This is a genomic window from Streptomyces capparidis, assembly GCF_054782095.1.
Window position 1 is genome coordinate 38,849 of sequence record NZ_BAAGTD010000043.1, and the last position, 15,910, is coordinate 54,758.

A 15,910-nucleotide genomic window follows, 5' to 3' on the forward strand; every position below is an offset into this window, starting at 1 on the left:
CCCCCGAGCGGTGCCGGGGGCAGGACCCCCGGCGGGGTGCCGGGGGACGGAACCCCCGGCACCCACCCCCTCACCCCCCTCGGCGGGGTCCGGGGCGCAGCCCCGGTGGGGGTTCAGGGGGCGAAGCCCCCCGGCCTCCGGAGGAGCCGCCCCCGGACCCCGCCCCGCTTACCGCAGGGAGAAGGAGCTGATCCGCAGATCGCCCCGGAACACCAGGTACACGTCGTGCCGGCCGCGGGCGGCGGTCAGGTCGGCGGTCACCGTCCGGTAGGCGTACCGGTCGCCGGTGGACGGCACCTCCGCGGTGCCGAGCAGCTTCCCGTTCGGCCCGCCGAGGCGGATCTCCACCGCGCCGCTCCCGGCGCTCTCCTTGGCCGTCCGCGCCGTGAAGGTCTTCGGCCCGGTCTTCAGGTCCGCGTCCCGGTAGGAGACCCACTCGCCGTCGGCGGTCCCGCCGACCGCGTCACCGCTGGTCTTGGTCTCGTCCACGATCCGGATCCCGGAGTAGTCGTCGAAGTTGACCGCGCCCGTGGTCTTCGACAGGTCCCGGGCGGGGATCTTCTCGCCGTGCACCCGCAGCGTGGTGCGCCCGCGGATGTCCTCGGCGGAGGCGCCGACCATGACGTCGTACCGGCCGTCCTCGACGACCATCCGGTCCCGGGTGACGTCCCAGTGCCCGAGGTCGGCGGCCTTGAGGGTGAGCTTGACGTTCTTGGTCTGCCCGGCCTTCAGGTGGACCTTCTCGAAGGCCCGGAGCTCCTTGACGGGCTGCTTGTCGCGGGAGTCCCGCTGGTGGACGTAGAGCTGCACCACCTCGTCGCCGTCCCGCTTCCCGCTGTTGGTGACGGGAACCGTGACGGTGACCTTGCCGTTCTTCCCGATGGCGGGAGCGGACAGCTTGGGCGTGCCGTAGCGGAACTGCGTGTACGACAGGCCGTGGCCGAACGGGTAGAGGGGGTCGCCCTTGTAGTACAGGTAGGTCCGGTCGGACTTGATGATGTCGTAGTCGAGGATGTCCGGCAGGTCGCCGACCGACTTGTACCAGGTCTGGGTGAGCCGGCCGGCCGGGTTGACGTCGCCGAACAGCACGTCGGCGAGGGCGCGCCCGGTCTCCTGGCCCGCGTGGGTGGTCCACACGATCGCGGGCAGGTTCTCCTGCTCCCAGGTGATGGTGTCCGGGTAGCTGGTCTCCAGCACCATGACGGTGTTGGGGTTGGCCTTGTACACGGCCTTGACCAGCTCGGCCTGGCTCTCGGCGAGGTTCATGTCGGTGCGGTCGTGGGCCTCGCGGCCGTTGATGAACGGCATGCTGCCCACGACGACGACCGCGCTGTCCGCGCCCTTGACGGCCTTGACCGCCTCGTCGATGCCGCTGCGGACGACGTCCTTGGCGTAGCGGGACGCCTTGTCCTTGGTGACCAGGCGCAGGGTTCCGTCGGCGTCGGCAGCCACGTACGTGCCCGCGCGCGGGAACCAGCTCTCCGTGGTCTCGTAGCCGGCGTAGCGCAGCAGGTAGTCGCCTTCCGGCTGCTTCTCCAGCTTGAACATCTGCTGGACGAACCAGCCGTTGGGCTGGGCCTGGTTGTTGGCGAGCTCGTCCTTGCCGGTGTCGTAGCCGACGACCTTGCCGTTGGCGGCGCTGCGCAGGGTCAGCACGCCCTGGCCCCAGTCGAACACGTCGAACTGCTCGGTGGCGCCCGCGGTGGCGGCGCTCTCCTTGAGGGCCGCGCCGTCGGCGTCCGCCCCGCCGGTGATGTACTTGCCGGTGGCCGTGTTCTTCAGCGCGATCCGGTCCACGCCCTCGCTGGCGGTGACGGTGCCGCCGTCGCCGAGGCGCTGCTGGATGCCCTCGCGCGGGGTGATGCCGTAGGGCAGGGAGCCGGAGTACCAGTCGGTGTAGAGGGTGTTCTCCAGCGGGCCGACGACCGCGACCTTCTTGGTGCTCTTCGGGTCGAGCGGCAGCGCCTGCTGCCCGTTCTTCAGCTTGCCGTTCTTCAGCAGCACCATCGACTCGGCGGCCGTGGTGCGGGCCAGCTTCTGGTGCTGCTCGCTGTTGATGACGGACTTGTCGATGGCGCCGTAGGGGCCGCCGTTCGGGTCGAACTCACCGAGCCGGAAGCGGATGGACAGCGCGTGCCGGACGGCGTTGTCCACGTCCTTCTCGGTGATCAGGCCGCGGTCGAGGGCTTGGTGGACCGCCTTGAGGGTGGAGGAGGGGTCCGCGCTCTCGTTGGTGTAGCTGTCGACGCCGGCCTTGAGGATGGCGGCGTTGGCGGACGGCTTGTCCGGGTAGTAGTTCTGGCTGCCCGGGACGTTGTTCGGGCCGTCCGCGTCGGTGACGTTGAACAGGGTCTTGTCCGTCCACGTCCGCACCGAGCTGTTGAGGTCGGTGACCGTGGCGGGGCGCCCGTTGACCAGGTTGTAGGCCGTCATGACGCCGGTGGCGGCGTCGGCGCTGATCGCGGGCTTGAACGCCTGCTCGTCGTACTCCTTGTACACGCGCGGGCGCAGATCGGAGGAGGTGGTGATCCGGTCCACCTCGTTGTTGTTGGCCAGGTAGTGCTTGAGGGTGGGGGCGGTCTTGAGGTAGTGGGGATCGTCGCCCTGCATCCCCTTGCCGTACGCGATGGCGATGGCGCTGGTGAGCAGGGGGTCCTCGGAGTAGCCCTCCTCGTTGCGGCCCCAGCGGGGGTCGCGCAGCAGGTTCACCACGGGCGCCCACATGTTCAGGCCCCAGCCGGTGGGCCGCTCCTGCTGGAAGCCGCGCGCCTCGTCGCCGACGGCGGAGCCGACGCGCTTGATCAGCTCCGGGTCCCAGGTGCTGGCCAGGCCGACGGCCTGCGGGAAGACGGTGGTCTCGCCGAGCCAGGCGACGCCGTGCAGCGCCTCGGTGCCGGTCTTGAAGGACTTGATGCCCAGCCTGGGTATCGCGGGCTGGTACTGGTGGAGCATGGACACCTTCTCCTCGAGGGTGAGCCTGCCGAGCAGGTCCTCGATCCGGGTGTCCAGCGGGAGGTCGGGGTTCTGGAAGGCGTAGGTCTGTTCGGGTTGCGCGGGCGCTGGGCCGGCCAGCCCGACCGCGAGCGCGAACGCCACGGCCACGGCGGGGGCGACCCTGCGGAGTGCCACCTTTGATCTCACGTTCTCTCCTTGCGGCTTTGCAAGTGGTCTCGATGTGAAACGTTTCGATCCCAAACGGGGCGGTAAAGCGCTCACCATCTCCCTTCTCACGTCCCGGGGCCGGGGTTCGCCCCTCGTCCGGCCGGCCGGGAACGGGTCGTGGTCGGTCGGCCCGCGGCGGGGCCGCCGTCCTGGTTCGCGGGGCCGGACCCCGCCGGGCCCGGTCGTGCGGGCCGGACGGGGCCCCGGCCGGTCAGGGCGCGGGGGCCTCGGTCGCCGGGGCCGCCGCGGTGCTCGCCCGCGGGGTCAGCGTGGGGGCCAGTAATGTGCCGTCGGGGACGGCCCGGCCGCGCAGCTTGTCCATCAGCAGCTCCACGGAGCGGGAGCCGACCTCCTCCGCCGGGATGGCGACCGAGGTGAGCGGGATCGGGGCGCGCGTGGCGACCGCGTCCGGGCAGATGGCCACCACCGACAGGTCCTCCGGCACCCGCTTACCGGCCTCCTGGAAGGCCATGAGCAGCGGCTCGACCACCGGCTCGTTGTGCACCACGACACCGGTCAGGTCCTTGTGCTCGGCCAGCAGCGTGTGCACCGTCTCCCGGGCCGCCCTGATGGTCGCCTCGCACGGGTGCACCGTGGCGGCGATGCCGTGCCGCAGCGCCGCCGCGGTGAAGCCCTCGGCCATGCGCTGGGCGTAGCCGGTCTCACGGGCGTACACCTCGGGCGGCGAGCCGACCAGGGCGAGGCTGCGGTGCCCGAACCCCGCCAGATGGTCCACGCAGGCCCGGCCCGCGGCGGTGAAGTCCAGGTCGATGCAGGTCAGGCCCTCGTTCTCGGCGGGGAAGCCGATGAGCACCGACGGGCGGTCCAGGGAGCGCAGCAGCGGCAGGCGGGCGTCGTGCATCTCGACGTCCATGACGATCAGCGCGTCCACCATGGAGCTGCCCGCCACCCGGCGCAGCCCCTCCTCTCCCTCCTCCTGGGTGAGCAGCAGCACGTCGTGGTCGTGCGCGCGGGCCGCGGTGACCACGGACACCGCGAACTGCATCACCACGGGCACATGGATGCCGGAGCGGAACGGCACCACCAGGGCGAGCACGTTGGAGCGATTGCTGGCCAGGGCGCGCGCCCCGGCGTGCGGGCGGTAGCCGAGCTCCCGGATGCTCTCCTCGACCCGGCGCCGGGTCTCCTCCGATATCGAACGCTTGCCGCTGAGCACGTAGGACACCGTGCTGGGGGACACCCCGGCGCGGCGCGCCACATCAGTGATCTTGACCAATGCCCTCTCCCGGTGCCGTGCCTCGGATCGCGCCGTCCCGCCGGATGTGCTGGGACCCGGCCCGTGGGGGCCCGGCCGTGGCGTCCGGCGCGTGCCGCGGCCGGACGAGCCCGCCTGTGGTCCCGGGGCATGCGGGGCCCCGGGACCACCGGGCGGTTGTGCCTCTACGCGGACCACGCCCCTTCGGGCACGGTGACGGTGATCCGCCGCGCCCCCTGCTCGGCCCGCACCAGCAGCCCGTGCTCGCTCTCCTCCGCGGTGCCGCCCGTCACGGTCGCGCCGGAGGCGGAGGCCACGCCGGCGAGCAGCACCTGCCACCGGCCGTCCGCCCCGTCCCGCTGCACGGTGAGGGTGCCGCCGTCGCGCGCGGTGCGGAACGTGGCCGCCACCCCGCCGTCGGCCCCGGGCACCTCGGTGGTGACGGCGGCGCCGTCCGCGGGCTGGTACACCCGCAGGGTGACGCCGTCCGCCCAGTCGTAGTCCGGCCGGCCGTTCTCGGCGCCGAACGGCACCACCGCGCCGGGGCGGGCCAGCAGCGGCAGGCTGGAGAACCCGTGGGTCTCGCGCACCCAGCGCGGCCCGGTGACCCGCTCCCCGGTCAGCACCTGCGTCCAGGTGCCCTCGGGCACGTAGTAGGAGACGTCGCCGTCGGCGGTGAACACCGGCGCGACCAGCAGGTCACCGCCGAGCATGTACTGCCGCTCCAGATGGGTGGTGGCCGGGTCGTCCGGGAACTCCACGACCATGGCGCGCATCACCGGCACGCCCTCGGTGTGGGCCTGCCTGGCCGCGCCGAACAGATACGGCATCAGGGTGTGCTTGAGTTCGGTGAACGTCCGCAGGACGTCCACGGCCTCCTCGTCGAACGCCCACGGCACCCGGTAGGAGTGGCTGCCGTGCAGCCTGCTGTGCGAGGACAGCAGCCCGAACGCGATCCAGCGCTTGAACACCGCGGCGTCCGGGGTGCCCTCGAACCCGCCGATGTCGTGGCTCCAGAACCCGAACCCGGACATGCCGAGCGACAGGCCGCCGCGCAGGCTCTCCGCCATGGCCGACCAGGTGGACTCGCAGTCACCGCCCCAGTGCACCGGGAACTTCTGGCCGCCCGCGGTGGCCGAGCGCGCGAACACCACGGCCTCGCCCTCGCCGCGCCGCTTGCGCAGCAGCTCGAAGACCGTCTCGTTGTAGAGCTGGGTGTAGTAGTTGTGCATCCGCTCCGGGTCGGAGCCGTCGAAGTACGCCACGTCCGTGGGCACCCGCTCGCCGAAGTCGGTCTTGAAGCAGTCCACGCCCATCTCCAGCAGCGCGTCCAGCTTCCCGGTGAACCACTCGCGCGCGGCCGGGTTGGTGAAGTCCACCAGGCCCATGCCGGGCTGCCACAGGTCCCACTGCCACACGTCGCCGTTCGGCTTGCGCAGCAGGTAGCCGTTGGCCTTGCCCTCGGCGAACAGCGGGGAGCGCTGCGCGATATACGGGTTGATCCACAAGCAGATGCGCAGGCCCCGCTCCTTGAGGCGGCGCAGCATGCCCTGGGGGTCGGGGAAGACGCGCGGGTCCCAGGTGAAGTCGCACCAGTTGTACTCGCGCATCCAGAAGCAGTCGAAGTGGAACACCGACAGCGGCAGGTCCCGCTCGGCCATCCCCTCGATGAAGGAGGTGACGGTCTCCTCGTCGTAGGAGGTGGTGAACGACGTGGACAGCCACAGGCCGAACGACCACGCCGGGGGCAGCGCCGGGCGGCCGGTGAGCGCGGTGTACTTGCGCAGGATCTCCTTGGGCGTGGGCCCGTAGATGACGAAGTACTCCATCGACTGGCCGCGGACGCTGAACTGCACCCGGGAGACCGCCTCGGAGCCCACCTCGAAGGAGACGTGGCCCGGGTGGTTGACGAACACCCCGTACCCGGCGTTCGTCAGGAAGAACGGGACGTTCTTGTACGCCTGCTCGCTGGAGGTGCCGCCGTCGGCGTTCCAGACATCCACGCTCTGGCCGACCTTGTCCAGCGGGCCGAAGCGCTCGCCGAGCCCGTACACGTGGGTGCCGACGCCGAGGTCGAGCTGCTCGCGCACATGGTGGCCCTCGGGCGTCTCCATGAACGCCATGGCCTTGGCCCCGCTGCGGGTGAGCACCCGGCCGCCCGCGAGGAAGTCGACCTGCCACGGGTCGCTGCGCGAGACGCGCACGGTGAGCTCGCCGGAGGTGAGCGTGGCCGCCTCCTCGTCGGCTGCGGCGACCGCCCGGGCGGAGGCGTCGGCCTCCAGCCCGAAGTCGGGGCCGCGGTGCTCCTCGCCGGCGAAGTGCGTGATCCGCACCCCGACCACGTCGGGCATGGGCGCCGTGCAGTCCACCGTGACGACCGGGCCCTTGAGCAGGTCGCCGCGGTGGCGGATGCGGTGCCCCGGCGCGTGCACCACCAGGGTGCCCTCGCCCGGGGTGGCGTCCAGGACCTCGGCCGGGTAGGTGGCGCGCACGCCGTCGCGCAGCATCCAGTAGCCGTTGGTGAACTTCATTTACTTGACCGCTCCCACCGCGATGCCGCGGGTCAGTGTCCGCTGGAAGATCAGGAAGAAGGCGATGGCCGGGAGGGTGCCCAGCAGCGCCGATGCGTTGGTCATGGTGGCGTCCATCAGCCGCTGGCCCTGGAGCACGCCGAGCGCGACGGACACCGTCTGCTGGTCATTGGAGATCAGCATGACCAGCGGCAGGAAGAACTCGTTCCAGGTCCAGATGAAGAAGAACACCATCAGCACGCCGAGGGTGGGGCGGCTGATGGGGACGACGATGCGCCACAGCACCTGCCACTTGTTGGCGCCGTCGATCCGCGCCGCCTCGATCACCTCACGGGGGAAGGTGCTGAGGACGGAGGAGAGCAGATAGGTGCCGAACGCGCTCTGGATCACCGAGAACACGATGATCACACTCAGCCGGGTGTCGTAGAGCCCGACCTTGTTCGACAGGTAGTACAGCGGGTAGACCAGCGCCTCCTGCGGCAGGGTCTGCGCCATGATGAAAACGATCAGCAGCGAGACCCGGCCGCGCACCCGGCCGATGCCGAGCGCGTACGCGGTGAACAGGGACAGCACCGTGGCGATCACGGCGACGCTGCCGCTGATCAGGGCGCTGTTGAGCAGCTTCTGCCCGAAGTCCACGCGCTCCCAGAAGTCCTTCAGGCCCTCCAGGTACAGCCCCTCCGGCAGGGCGAGCGGCCCGTTCTGCGAGTACTCCTCCGGGGTCTTCAGCGCGTTCATGACCACGATGAGGAACGGCAGCAGCATCATCACGGCCAGCACGGCCAGCGACGCCAGCACCGCCCACTTGCCGGGGTTGCCCCCGGACCGCCCGACCGAGCCGGTCGCGCGGCGGCGCGGCGGGGTCCCGCGCCGTTTCTGGTCGGTCTTTTCCAGGGTGGCGGCCATGGTCAGCGCTCCTTGTCCTCACTGGCGGTCTGCACCCGCAGGAAGATCACCGTGAGGACGGCGATGATCAGGGTCAGCACGGTGGCGATGGCCGCGCCGTAGCCGACCTGCGACTTCTCGAAGAAGTTCTGGTACGAGTAGTAGGACGGCACGTTCGTCGCCCCGCCGGGCCCGCCCTTGGTGAGCACGTAGATGGGCCCGAACACCTTCAGCGCGGCGATGGTGCACCACAGCAGCACCACATAGATCTCGGGCTTGATCTGCGGCAGCGTCACGTGCCAGAAGCGGCGCCACCAGTTGGCACCGTCCAGCTCCGCGGCCTCGTACAGCGCGGGGTCCACCCGCTGGAGTCCCGCCATGAACACCACCAGCGGGAAGCCGATCTGCACCCAGACCATGATCGCCATGACGCTGTACATGGCGATCTCGGGGTCGCCGAGCCAGTCCTGCTCCAGCGAGCCGAGGCCGATCGCGCCGAGCGCCTCGTTGAGCGCGCCCTCCTCCGGGGCCAGGATCCAGCTCCACACGATGCCCGCCACGGCGATGGGCAGCACCTGCGGGAGGTAGAAGCAGGCCCGCAGCAGGCTGGCGGTGCGCGGGCCGAAGCGCTTGCCGACGAAGTCGAACAGGGCGGCGGCCAGGACCAGGCCCAGGCAGGTCGGGACGATCGCCATGGCCAGGATCAGCCACAGGTTGTGCTGGAAGGAGTCCCAGAACGTCGAGTCGGAGAGCAGCTCCTTGTAGTTGTCCACGCCGACCCAGTTGACGTCGCCGACGCCGTCCCAGTCGGTGAAGCTGGTCCCGATGTTCATCGCGAACGGGACGATGACGATGGCGAGGAACCCGAGCGCGCTGGGGAGGAGGAACCAGGCGTAGGTCCCCTCGCCCCGGCGCCCTCGGGTCACCGCGTTGGTGCCGGTCTTCACTTGACGGGAACCCCGTCGTCGTACGCCTTCTGGAGGCTGTCGAGCGCCTTGCCCGGGTCGGTGCCGTTCATCAGCTTCTGCGTCTCCTGGACGAGCACGTCGTAGAAGCCGGGCACGGGCCAGTCGGGGTAGTAGGCGAACGCGTCCCGCCCGGACAGGTCCTCGTAGTTCTTGATGAGTTCCTTGGCCTTGGGGTCGGTGACCGCGCTGGGGTCGGCCTTCACCGGGACGCCGCCGTTCTGGGCCAGGGTGTTCTGCGCGGCCTGCTTCATCGTCAGGTCGATGAAGTCGTAGGCCAGCTCCTTGTTCTTGGCGTTCTTCGGCACGACCCAGTTGTTGCCGCCGGAGCCCAGGGTCAGCTTGGTCTCGGGCCACAGGAAGGTGCCCCAGTCGTCCTTCATCTCCGCCTGGAAGCGGCCGTACCACCAGCTCCCGGAGAACAGCATCGGGTACTTGCCCTGGATGAAGGCCACACCCGCGTCCTCGGCCTTGGTGCCGACGGTCTTCTTGCTGATGTAGCCCTTCTTCACCCAGTCGGCGAAGGTCTCGGCGCCGTAGGTCCAGGCGGCGTCGTTGAAGTCGGCCTTGGCGGTGTAGCGCTCGAAGGCGTCCACCCAGGCGCGGTCGGCCTTGGTCAGGGCCAACTGGTAGACGTACTGCTGGGCCATGTACTCGGCGCCCGCGTTGGACAGGGGGGTGACGCCCGCGTCGGCGAACTTGTCCAGGGCGGCGGTGAACTCCGCCATGGTGGTCGGCACCTTGACGTCGTGCTCTTCGAAGAGCTTCTTGTTGTAGTACACCATCGTGTACTCGGCGTAGTTGGGGACGCCGTACCACTTGCCGGAGCCCATGACGCCGTTCTCGTCGTACTGGCCGGTGGCGCCGACGCTCTTGTCGAGCATCTGGCTCCAGCCGCGCTTGTTGGCCTCCGCCGACAGGTCGGTGAGCAGGCCCTGCTTGGCCAGCAGGCCCGAGGTCGCGTTGCCCTTGTTGTACTCCATCAGGTCCGGCGCCTGGGAGGTCTTCAGGACCTGGCCGGCGGTCTTCTGGATCTGCTCGAAGCTCTTCTCCTCGAACTTCACCTTGACGCCGGGGTGGGTCTTCTCGAACTCCTTGATGACCTCCGCCCACGCCTTGCCCATGGCGCTCTCGGGGCCCTCGTAGTGCCACAGCCGCAGCGTCTTGCCGTCGCCGTCCCCTGAGTCGCCGCCGCACCCGGCCAGCACCAGCATTCCCGCGGCGACGGCCGCTATGGCCACCCGCCTTCGCGCCTTGAACATCGACTGCCTCCAGGCAGTGGGGGAGATCAAAACTTGACTGAATCGAAGCGCTTCGACGCTGGCGTCGAAGGGGCCTGTCGAAACGTTTCGATGGCGAGGAAGCTAAGGCAGGGGCCAACCTGTGTCAATGGTGTGAACGCAGTGCTTCTAGTTGCGCTCTACAGGTACCAACTGTGGTCAAATCCGGTGCCGTCGGGCGTCGATCTGGTACGGGCGGGACGAGTCCCAGGTCAGCGCCGCTTCAGCGCGCCGTAAGCGCCGCGTCCACTTCGTGAAGCCAAGCCCCGGGCGTCCGCTGCCACCAGCCGTCCGTCGCAGCGAGGCTGCGCACCGCGGCGTGCAGCGCGTCCAGCCCCGGGTGCCGCAGCCCCCTGCGCCACACCATGGACACCGGCGCCAGCGGGACGGGGTCCACCAGCGGGCGCAGCACCGTGCCCGGCACCCGCGTGAACACCACGCTCGCCAGCACCGGCTCGCCGCGGCGCGGCACCACCCGGGCGAACTCCTCCTCGCCCACGATCGGCGGGAACGGCGCCGCCACCGCGATCCCCCGCCCCTCGAACAGGGCCTCCGCCAGCTCCGTCCACTCCGCGGTGTCCGGGTTGCCGCGGGCCGCGTACACGCTCTCCCCCGCCAGCGCCGCCAGCGGCACCTCGGGCAGGCGGGCCAGGCGGTGGCCCTCGGGCAGCAGCACCGCCAGGCGCTCGTACCGCACCAGCCGGTGCTCCAGCCGCGCCAGCACCCCCGGCGCCAGCCCCCCGGCCCGCCCGAACGACACGTCCAGCTCCCCGTCCAGGATCCGGCGGGCCGCCCCGGTCAGCCCGCCCAGTTGCCGGGTCAGCAGCTCCACCTCGGGCTCCCGCGCCCGCGCCGCCTCCACCACCCGCCGCCCCGTGGACACCGGCGCCGCGATGTCCACGAGCAGGGGCCGCTCCCGCGGCGGCGCGAACTCGGCCACCAAGTCGTCGTGCGCCCGCAGCACCACCCGGGCCCGGGCCAGCAACCGCTCACCGTCCGCGGTCAGCTCGACCCTCCGGGTGGTGCGGTGGAACAGCGTCACCCCGAGCCGCGCCTCCAGCCGCCGCACATCCCGGCTCACCGCCTGCTGCGCCACCCGCAGCCGGACGGCGGCCCGCCCGAAGTGCAACTCCTCCGCCACCGCGACGAACCCGCGGAGCAGGCGAACGTCGAGGTCTGCGGTCATGACGGGGGAGCGTACCGGGGGGCGGGGGGCGGCCGCGGAGGGCGGGGCGGCACGGCGCCGGACGGCGGGGACGGGACGGGGCGCGGAGGACGGGGACGGGGGATGGGACGGGGACGGGACGGCGGGACGGTGGTGGGTGCGGCGTTCGGCGGGGAGGGCCGCTCGTCCTCACGGCCCGGCGGAGGCGACGGGCTCACGCCCCCTCCTCCGGCCCACCTGCGCAACCCCACCGCGAGACCCTCCACGAGCGCCCCCGATCGCTCACCGCCACGGGGGGCGGCAGCCACCTGACGACCCATCGCACCGCAGGTCACAGGGCATTCACAACCCAAGCGCGACAATCCTCGGGGAACAGGTGTTGGACCGGGAACGGGCACCGGCCCGACGGTGATCCCATGCCCCCCTCCCTCACCCCGTACCGCACCCTGTTCTCCGCCCCCGGCGCCGTCGCCTTCACCCTCGCCGGGGCCGTCGCGCGGCTGCCCACCTCCATGCTCGGGGTGGGCAACGTCGTCATGATCGCCACCGTCCGCGACTCCTACGCCCTGGCGGGGGCGGTCAGCGCCGCGGGTGTGGTGGCCGCCGCGCTCGCCTCCCCGTTCCTGGGCCGCCTGGTGGACCGGCACGGGCAGTCCCGGGTGGCGCTCCCCGCGGCGGCGGTGTTCGCGGCGGGGGCCGCGGCGATGCTGCTGTGCGTCACCCTGGACGCGCCGACCTGGGCGCTGTTCGTGTGCGCCGCCGCGTCCGCGGCCACCCCGAGCGTGGGGGCGATGACCCGGGCCCGGTGGGAGTGGGTGCACCGGGAGCGGCCCGCGGCCCGGCCCACGGCGAACTCGTTCGAGCAGGTGATGGACGAGCTGTGCTTCGTGCTGGGCCCGGCGCTGGCGATGCTGCTGTGCACGGCCGCCTTCCCGCAGGCGGGGCTGCTCACCGCCGCCGTCCTGCTCGTCGTCGGCACCGCCCTGTTCTCCGCCCAGCGGCGCACCGAGCCCCCGCCGCGCGTCCGCGACGAGCGGCCCGCGCTGCTGGTGCGCAGACCGGGCCTGCCGCCGCTGCTCGCGGCGTTCGGGCTGGTCGGCGCCGTGTTCGGCGGGCTGGAGGTGGCGACCCTCGCCCGCACCGACGCGCTGGGCTCGCCCGCGGCGGGCGGTGTGCTGCTGGCCGTCCAGGCGGCGGGGTCGTGCGCGGCGGGGCTGGTGCTGGGGGCGCTGCCGCAGCGCGCCCCCGCCCCGTTCCGGTTCACCGCTTCCGTGGCCGCGCTGGCCGCCGCCGTGGCGGGCCTGCTGCTGGCGGGGAGCCTTCCGGTGCTGTGCGTCCTGTTGCTGCTGGTGGGTGTGGCCACCGCGCCGACGATGGTCACGGGCATGACGCTGGCGCAGGACGTCATCCCCGGCGACCGCCTCAACGAGGGCCTGACCACCCTCTACACGGCCCTGCTCGTCGGCATCTCGGCGGGCGCGGCCACGGGCGGCTGGTGCGCGGAGCACCTGGGCTCGGGCGCGGCGTACGCCCCGGCGGCGGTGGCGGCCGCCCTGGCGGCGGTGGCGGCCCGGGCGGTGGGCCGCGCCGCCCGTCCCCCCGCGGAGGCGGCCGCGCCGGACGCCCCCGCCACGGCCGACGACAGGCCCTAGGCGAGCGCCTCCGCCGCCTTGGTCATCGGCCCGCCGGCGTCCCCGGTGTTGAGCGTGCCCGCCGGTTCCACCAGCAGGATCGCGGTCTCCTCCGCCGCCACCGGGCAGTGCTCGACGCCTCGGGGCACCACGAACAGCTCGCCCGGGCCCAGTTCCACGTCGCCGTCCCTGAGCTGGATGGTCAGCCGTCCGCTGACGACCAGGAACAGCTCGTCGGTGTCCTCGTGGGTGTGCCAGACGAACTCGCCCTTCAGCTTGGCGAGTTTGATCTCGTAGTCGTTCAGATCGGCGATCTTCTTCTGCGCCCACAGGTCGCTGAACCGCGAGAGCCGGTCGGCGAGGTTGACGGGGGCGGGGGTGCCGGGCATGCGGACTCCTTCTCGGGAACGTCGTGCCGGGGCGGGCGCCCCGGCCGGTGCCACCGAGCCTGCCGCGCCCGCCGCCCGCCGGTCTTGTACGTTCCTGGCATGGCACGAGACCGTTCCCGCCCGGCGATCACGGCTTGGCGGCCGCCGGTCGCGGGCATCGCGGAGGTCTTCCACGCGCACTTCACCGACCACGCCTACCCGGCCCACACCCACCGGACGTGGGACCTGATGATCCTGGACGACGGGGCGGTGGACTTCGCGCTCGACCGCCGCCGCCACGGGGCCTCGGGAACGGGCAGCGTCCTGCTGCTGCCTCCCGGGGTCAGCCACGACGGCAGGACCGTCACCGCGTCGGGCTTCCGCAAACGCGTGCTGTACCTCGACACCACCGTGCTGCCGGAGCGGCTCGCCGGGCGGGCCGTGGACGGCCCGGTGCTCGAGGACGGGCCGCTGCGCAGGCGGATCCACCGACTGCACCTGGCCCTCGGCCGGGAGGGGGACGCCTTCGAGGCCGAGTGCCGCCTCGCCTTCGTCCGGGAGCGGCTGCGGCACCACCTGGCCGCGGCGCGCCCGCGCACCCCGGGCCGGGACGCGGCCCGCCTGGCCGCGCGCCTGCGGGAGCTGCTCGACTCCCGGGTCCGCGACGGCCTGTCGCTGGCCGAGGCCGCCGCCGTCCTGCACGCCCACCCGACCCACCTGATCCGCTGCTTCACCCGCTCCTACGGCCTGCCGCCGCACACCTACCTGACCGGCAGGCGCATAGAGCTGGCCCGCGACCTGCTCCTGACCGGTCACCGCCCCGCCGAGGCGGCCACCGCCGCGGGCTTCCACGACCAGGCCCACCTGCACCGCCACTTCACCCGCCACGTAGGCACCACCCCCGCCCACTACGCGGCAACCCACGGCCGCGGCCCCCGCCCCTGAAGGCGGCGGGCCCCGAGGTCAGGTGGCTGCCCTCTCCGCGGCCAGGGTCTCCGCCCGTTGCCGGAGTTCGCCGGCCTCCGGGACCTTCCGGTAGCGGTCGAGTCGGGCGCACATGTCCTGCGCCGCGTCGTCGATCTTCACCGAACGCAGGCCGTCGGCCGAGTCGACGAAGGCCGTCCAGGCGGACAGGGCCGCGTCGAGATCGCCCTGCCGCAGGTGGACCTGCCCGAGATGGGCGAGGACGATGGCACGGCTGCGACGGCGGTCGATGCCGTGGATGTCCAGGGCTTGGCGCAGGTGCTCGGTGGCGCCGCGAAGGTCACCGAGTCGGGCGAGGACGAGCCCGGAGTAGTGGGCCCACCGGCCGACGCTGAAGTGCGACGCCCACGAGTCGCCGGGCGGGGCATCCGCCGTCTTCTCGATCGCGGCTCGGGAGGCGGTGAGCGAACGCGTGGCGAGCCCACGGTCGCCGTCCAGGGCGGCCGCCTCCGCGAGCGTCGCCCCGTAGTACGCCCTGGCCCGGGGATCGTCCAGGGATCCGGCCTCCTCGATGCACTTCTCGGCCAGCCGCAGGGCCACGGCCCCGTGCCCCAGGTCGATGGCCTGGACCGCGAGGCCGCGCAGGGCCGTCGCGGTCACCTCCGGCTCACCGGACTCCACCCCCAGCCGGTAGGCGTGCGCGTAGTACCGCTGGGCCAGGCCCTGGTTGCCTTCGTCCTGGGCCGTCCACCCGGCCAGGTGCACGAGCTGGGAGGCGGCGGCGAACAGCTCGCGGCCGGTCCTCTCGGTGTACCGGCCGTCCAGCCAGGGCGCGACGTCGTCGGTCAGATAGCGGACGGCCAGGTGGCGGGCGTGGCCGCCGCCCAGTTCCGCCGCCGCGTCGCCGAGGACCCGGGTCATCTGCCGGACGGCGGCGACCTCCCCCATACCGACCCGGACGGTGCCCTCGCGGTCGGTCCTGCGCAGGAGGCCGTCGGGCTCCGGCAGGTTGAGGACGCCGAGAGGATATGCGCTCGTCGCGGCCAGGAAGCTTCGTCGCTGCACGTCGCTCCTTCCCAACTCCAGGAGTGCTGCCACCGTATCGCCGACCGCGTGCGACGGCTCGGCGCATTCCGGAGCCCGGTCGTCGTCCAGGTCCAGGTCCAGGACCCGCACGAGGTACGGCAGCCAGTACTCCGGCTTCCGCTCCCCCACCATCCACCGCCTGACGGACTGCCGGTCCAGCCCTGTCGGCCCTCTGCCCTCGGCGATCCCCAGTTCCCGGGCGAGCTTGGCCGGACCCCAGCCACGGGCCCGGCACGCCTTTCGGATCAGCTCACCGATCTCCGGCTTCGGAGCCACCCCCGCCCCCTTCCGTTTCCTCTCCGGGACGCGGGTCTACACGGGCCCACGACCGGCCTACATCCCGGCACCTCCTCACGGTACGCGTTCGGCTGTTCACTCAAGCGCAACACCGGAGAACGCAGGAGGTGAGACGCGACCATGCGTACCCACGACGACCCGTCCGCTCAGGGCTCATGGGCTTCCGTCACCCACGCCACACCGCTGAAGCGGGACGCGATGTACGACCACCGCGCCCGGCAGGCCGCTCTCGGCATCACGCTGCACCGCGCCGACGGGCGGAGCACGGAGTCGGTGCTGGTCCTCACCCCGGACGAGGTGGAGCTGTACGCCGCCCAGTTCGAGCGGCTGATCAGGTTGCGCGAGCGGGCTCGCGAGCAGGACCGCTGACCCGAACCGATCCGACTCGCCCCATGGAGGC

12 protein-coding genes are annotated in these 15,910 nt (G+C 72.0%); 3 read left to right on the plus strand and 9 right to left on the minus strand.

The window, feature by feature from the left end; genetic code table 11:
* Positions 1 to 168: 168 nt before the first annotated feature.
* The 7 genes from ACYVO2_RS28080 to ACYVO2_RS28110 form a co-directional block, all read right to left on the minus strand.
* The gene (locus ACYVO2_RS28080) at positions 169 to 3,141 is read right to left on the minus strand and encodes a glycoside hydrolase family 3 protein (protein ID WP_461010823.1); all 2,973 of its coding nucleotides are present in this window, start codon (positions 3,139 to 3,141) and stop codon (positions 169 to 171) included.
* 232 nt (positions 3,142 to 3,373) lie between these two features.
* Entirely contained in the window at positions 3,374 to 4,399 is a 1,026-nt protein-coding gene (locus tag ACYVO2_RS28085) for a LacI family DNA-binding transcriptional regulator (RefSeq protein ID WP_461010824.1), read from the minus strand.
* A gap of 164 nt (positions 4,400 to 4,563) precedes the next feature.
* A complete protein-coding gene (yicI, locus tag ACYVO2_RS28090; RefSeq protein ID WP_461010825.1) occupies positions 4,564 to 6,909 on the minus strand; it encodes an alpha-xylosidase in 2,346 nt (781 codons plus the stop codon).
* Positions 6,910 to 7,677: a carbohydrate ABC transporter permease gene (locus tag ACYVO2_RS28095; protein ID WP_461010848.1), complete on the minus strand. Its 768-nt coding sequence runs from the start codon at positions 7,675 to 7,677 to the stop codon at positions 6,910 to 6,912.
* Between the two features lie 140 nt (positions 7,678 to 7,817).
* Entirely contained in the window at positions 7,818 to 8,741 is a 924-nt protein-coding gene (locus ACYVO2_RS28100; RefSeq protein ID WP_461010826.1) for a carbohydrate ABC transporter permease, read from the minus strand.
* Positions 8,738 to 10,021 (minus strand): ABC transporter substrate-binding protein, encoded by a 1,284-nt coding sequence (locus ACYVO2_RS28105; protein ID WP_461010827.1) that lies wholly within the window; start codon positions 10,019 to 10,021, stop codon positions 8,738 to 8,740. The genes ACYVO2_RS28100 and ACYVO2_RS28105 overlap by 4 nt, the downstream gene beginning before the upstream one ends.
* Positions 10,022 to 10,262: 241 nt before the next feature.
* Positions 10,263 to 11,225: a LysR family transcriptional regulator gene (locus ACYVO2_RS28110; protein ID WP_461010828.1), complete on the minus strand. Its 963-nt coding sequence runs from the start codon at positions 11,223 to 11,225 to the stop codon at positions 10,263 to 10,265.
* Positions 11,226 to 11,620: 395 nt separating this feature from the next.
* Here ACYVO2_RS28110 and ACYVO2_RS28115 point away from each other — a divergent pair, with 395 nt between their 5' ends.
* A complete protein-coding gene (locus tag ACYVO2_RS28115) occupies positions 11,621 to 12,856 on the plus strand; it encodes an MFS transporter (protein WP_461010829.1) in 1,236 nt (411 codons plus the stop codon).
* Here ACYVO2_RS28115 and ACYVO2_RS28120 read toward each other — a convergent pair.
* Positions 12,853 to 13,224, minus strand: a complete 372-nt coding sequence (locus tag ACYVO2_RS28120; RefSeq protein WP_461010830.1) for a cupin domain-containing protein — start codon at positions 13,222 to 13,224, stop codon at positions 12,853 to 12,855. The genes ACYVO2_RS28115 and ACYVO2_RS28120 overlap by 4 nt on opposite strands.
* Positions 13,225 to 13,323: 99 nt before the next feature.
* Between ACYVO2_RS28120 and ACYVO2_RS28125 the strand changes: the two genes are divergently transcribed.
* Entirely contained in the window at positions 13,324 to 14,148 is an 825-nt protein-coding gene (locus ACYVO2_RS28125) for a helix-turn-helix transcriptional regulator (RefSeq protein WP_461010831.1), read from the plus strand.
* A gap of 18 nt (positions 14,149 to 14,166) precedes the next feature.
* On the opposite strand, the gene ACYVO2_RS28130 is transcribed toward ACYVO2_RS28125, so the two are convergent.
* Positions 14,167 to 15,489 carry a tetratricopeptide repeat protein gene (locus ACYVO2_RS28130; protein ID WP_461010832.1) on the minus strand — a complete coding sequence of 441 codons (1,323 nt, stop codon included), beginning with the start codon at positions 15,487 to 15,489 and terminating at the stop codon, positions 14,167 to 14,169.
* A gap of 141 nt (positions 15,490 to 15,630) precedes the next feature.
* Here ACYVO2_RS28130 and ACYVO2_RS28135 point away from each other — a divergent pair, with 141 nt between their 5' ends.
* Entirely contained in the window at positions 15,631 to 15,879 is a 249-nt protein-coding gene (locus tag ACYVO2_RS28135; RefSeq protein ID WP_461010833.1) for a hypothetical protein, read from the plus strand.
* The last annotated feature ends 31 nt before the right edge of the window (positions 15,880 to 15,910 follow it).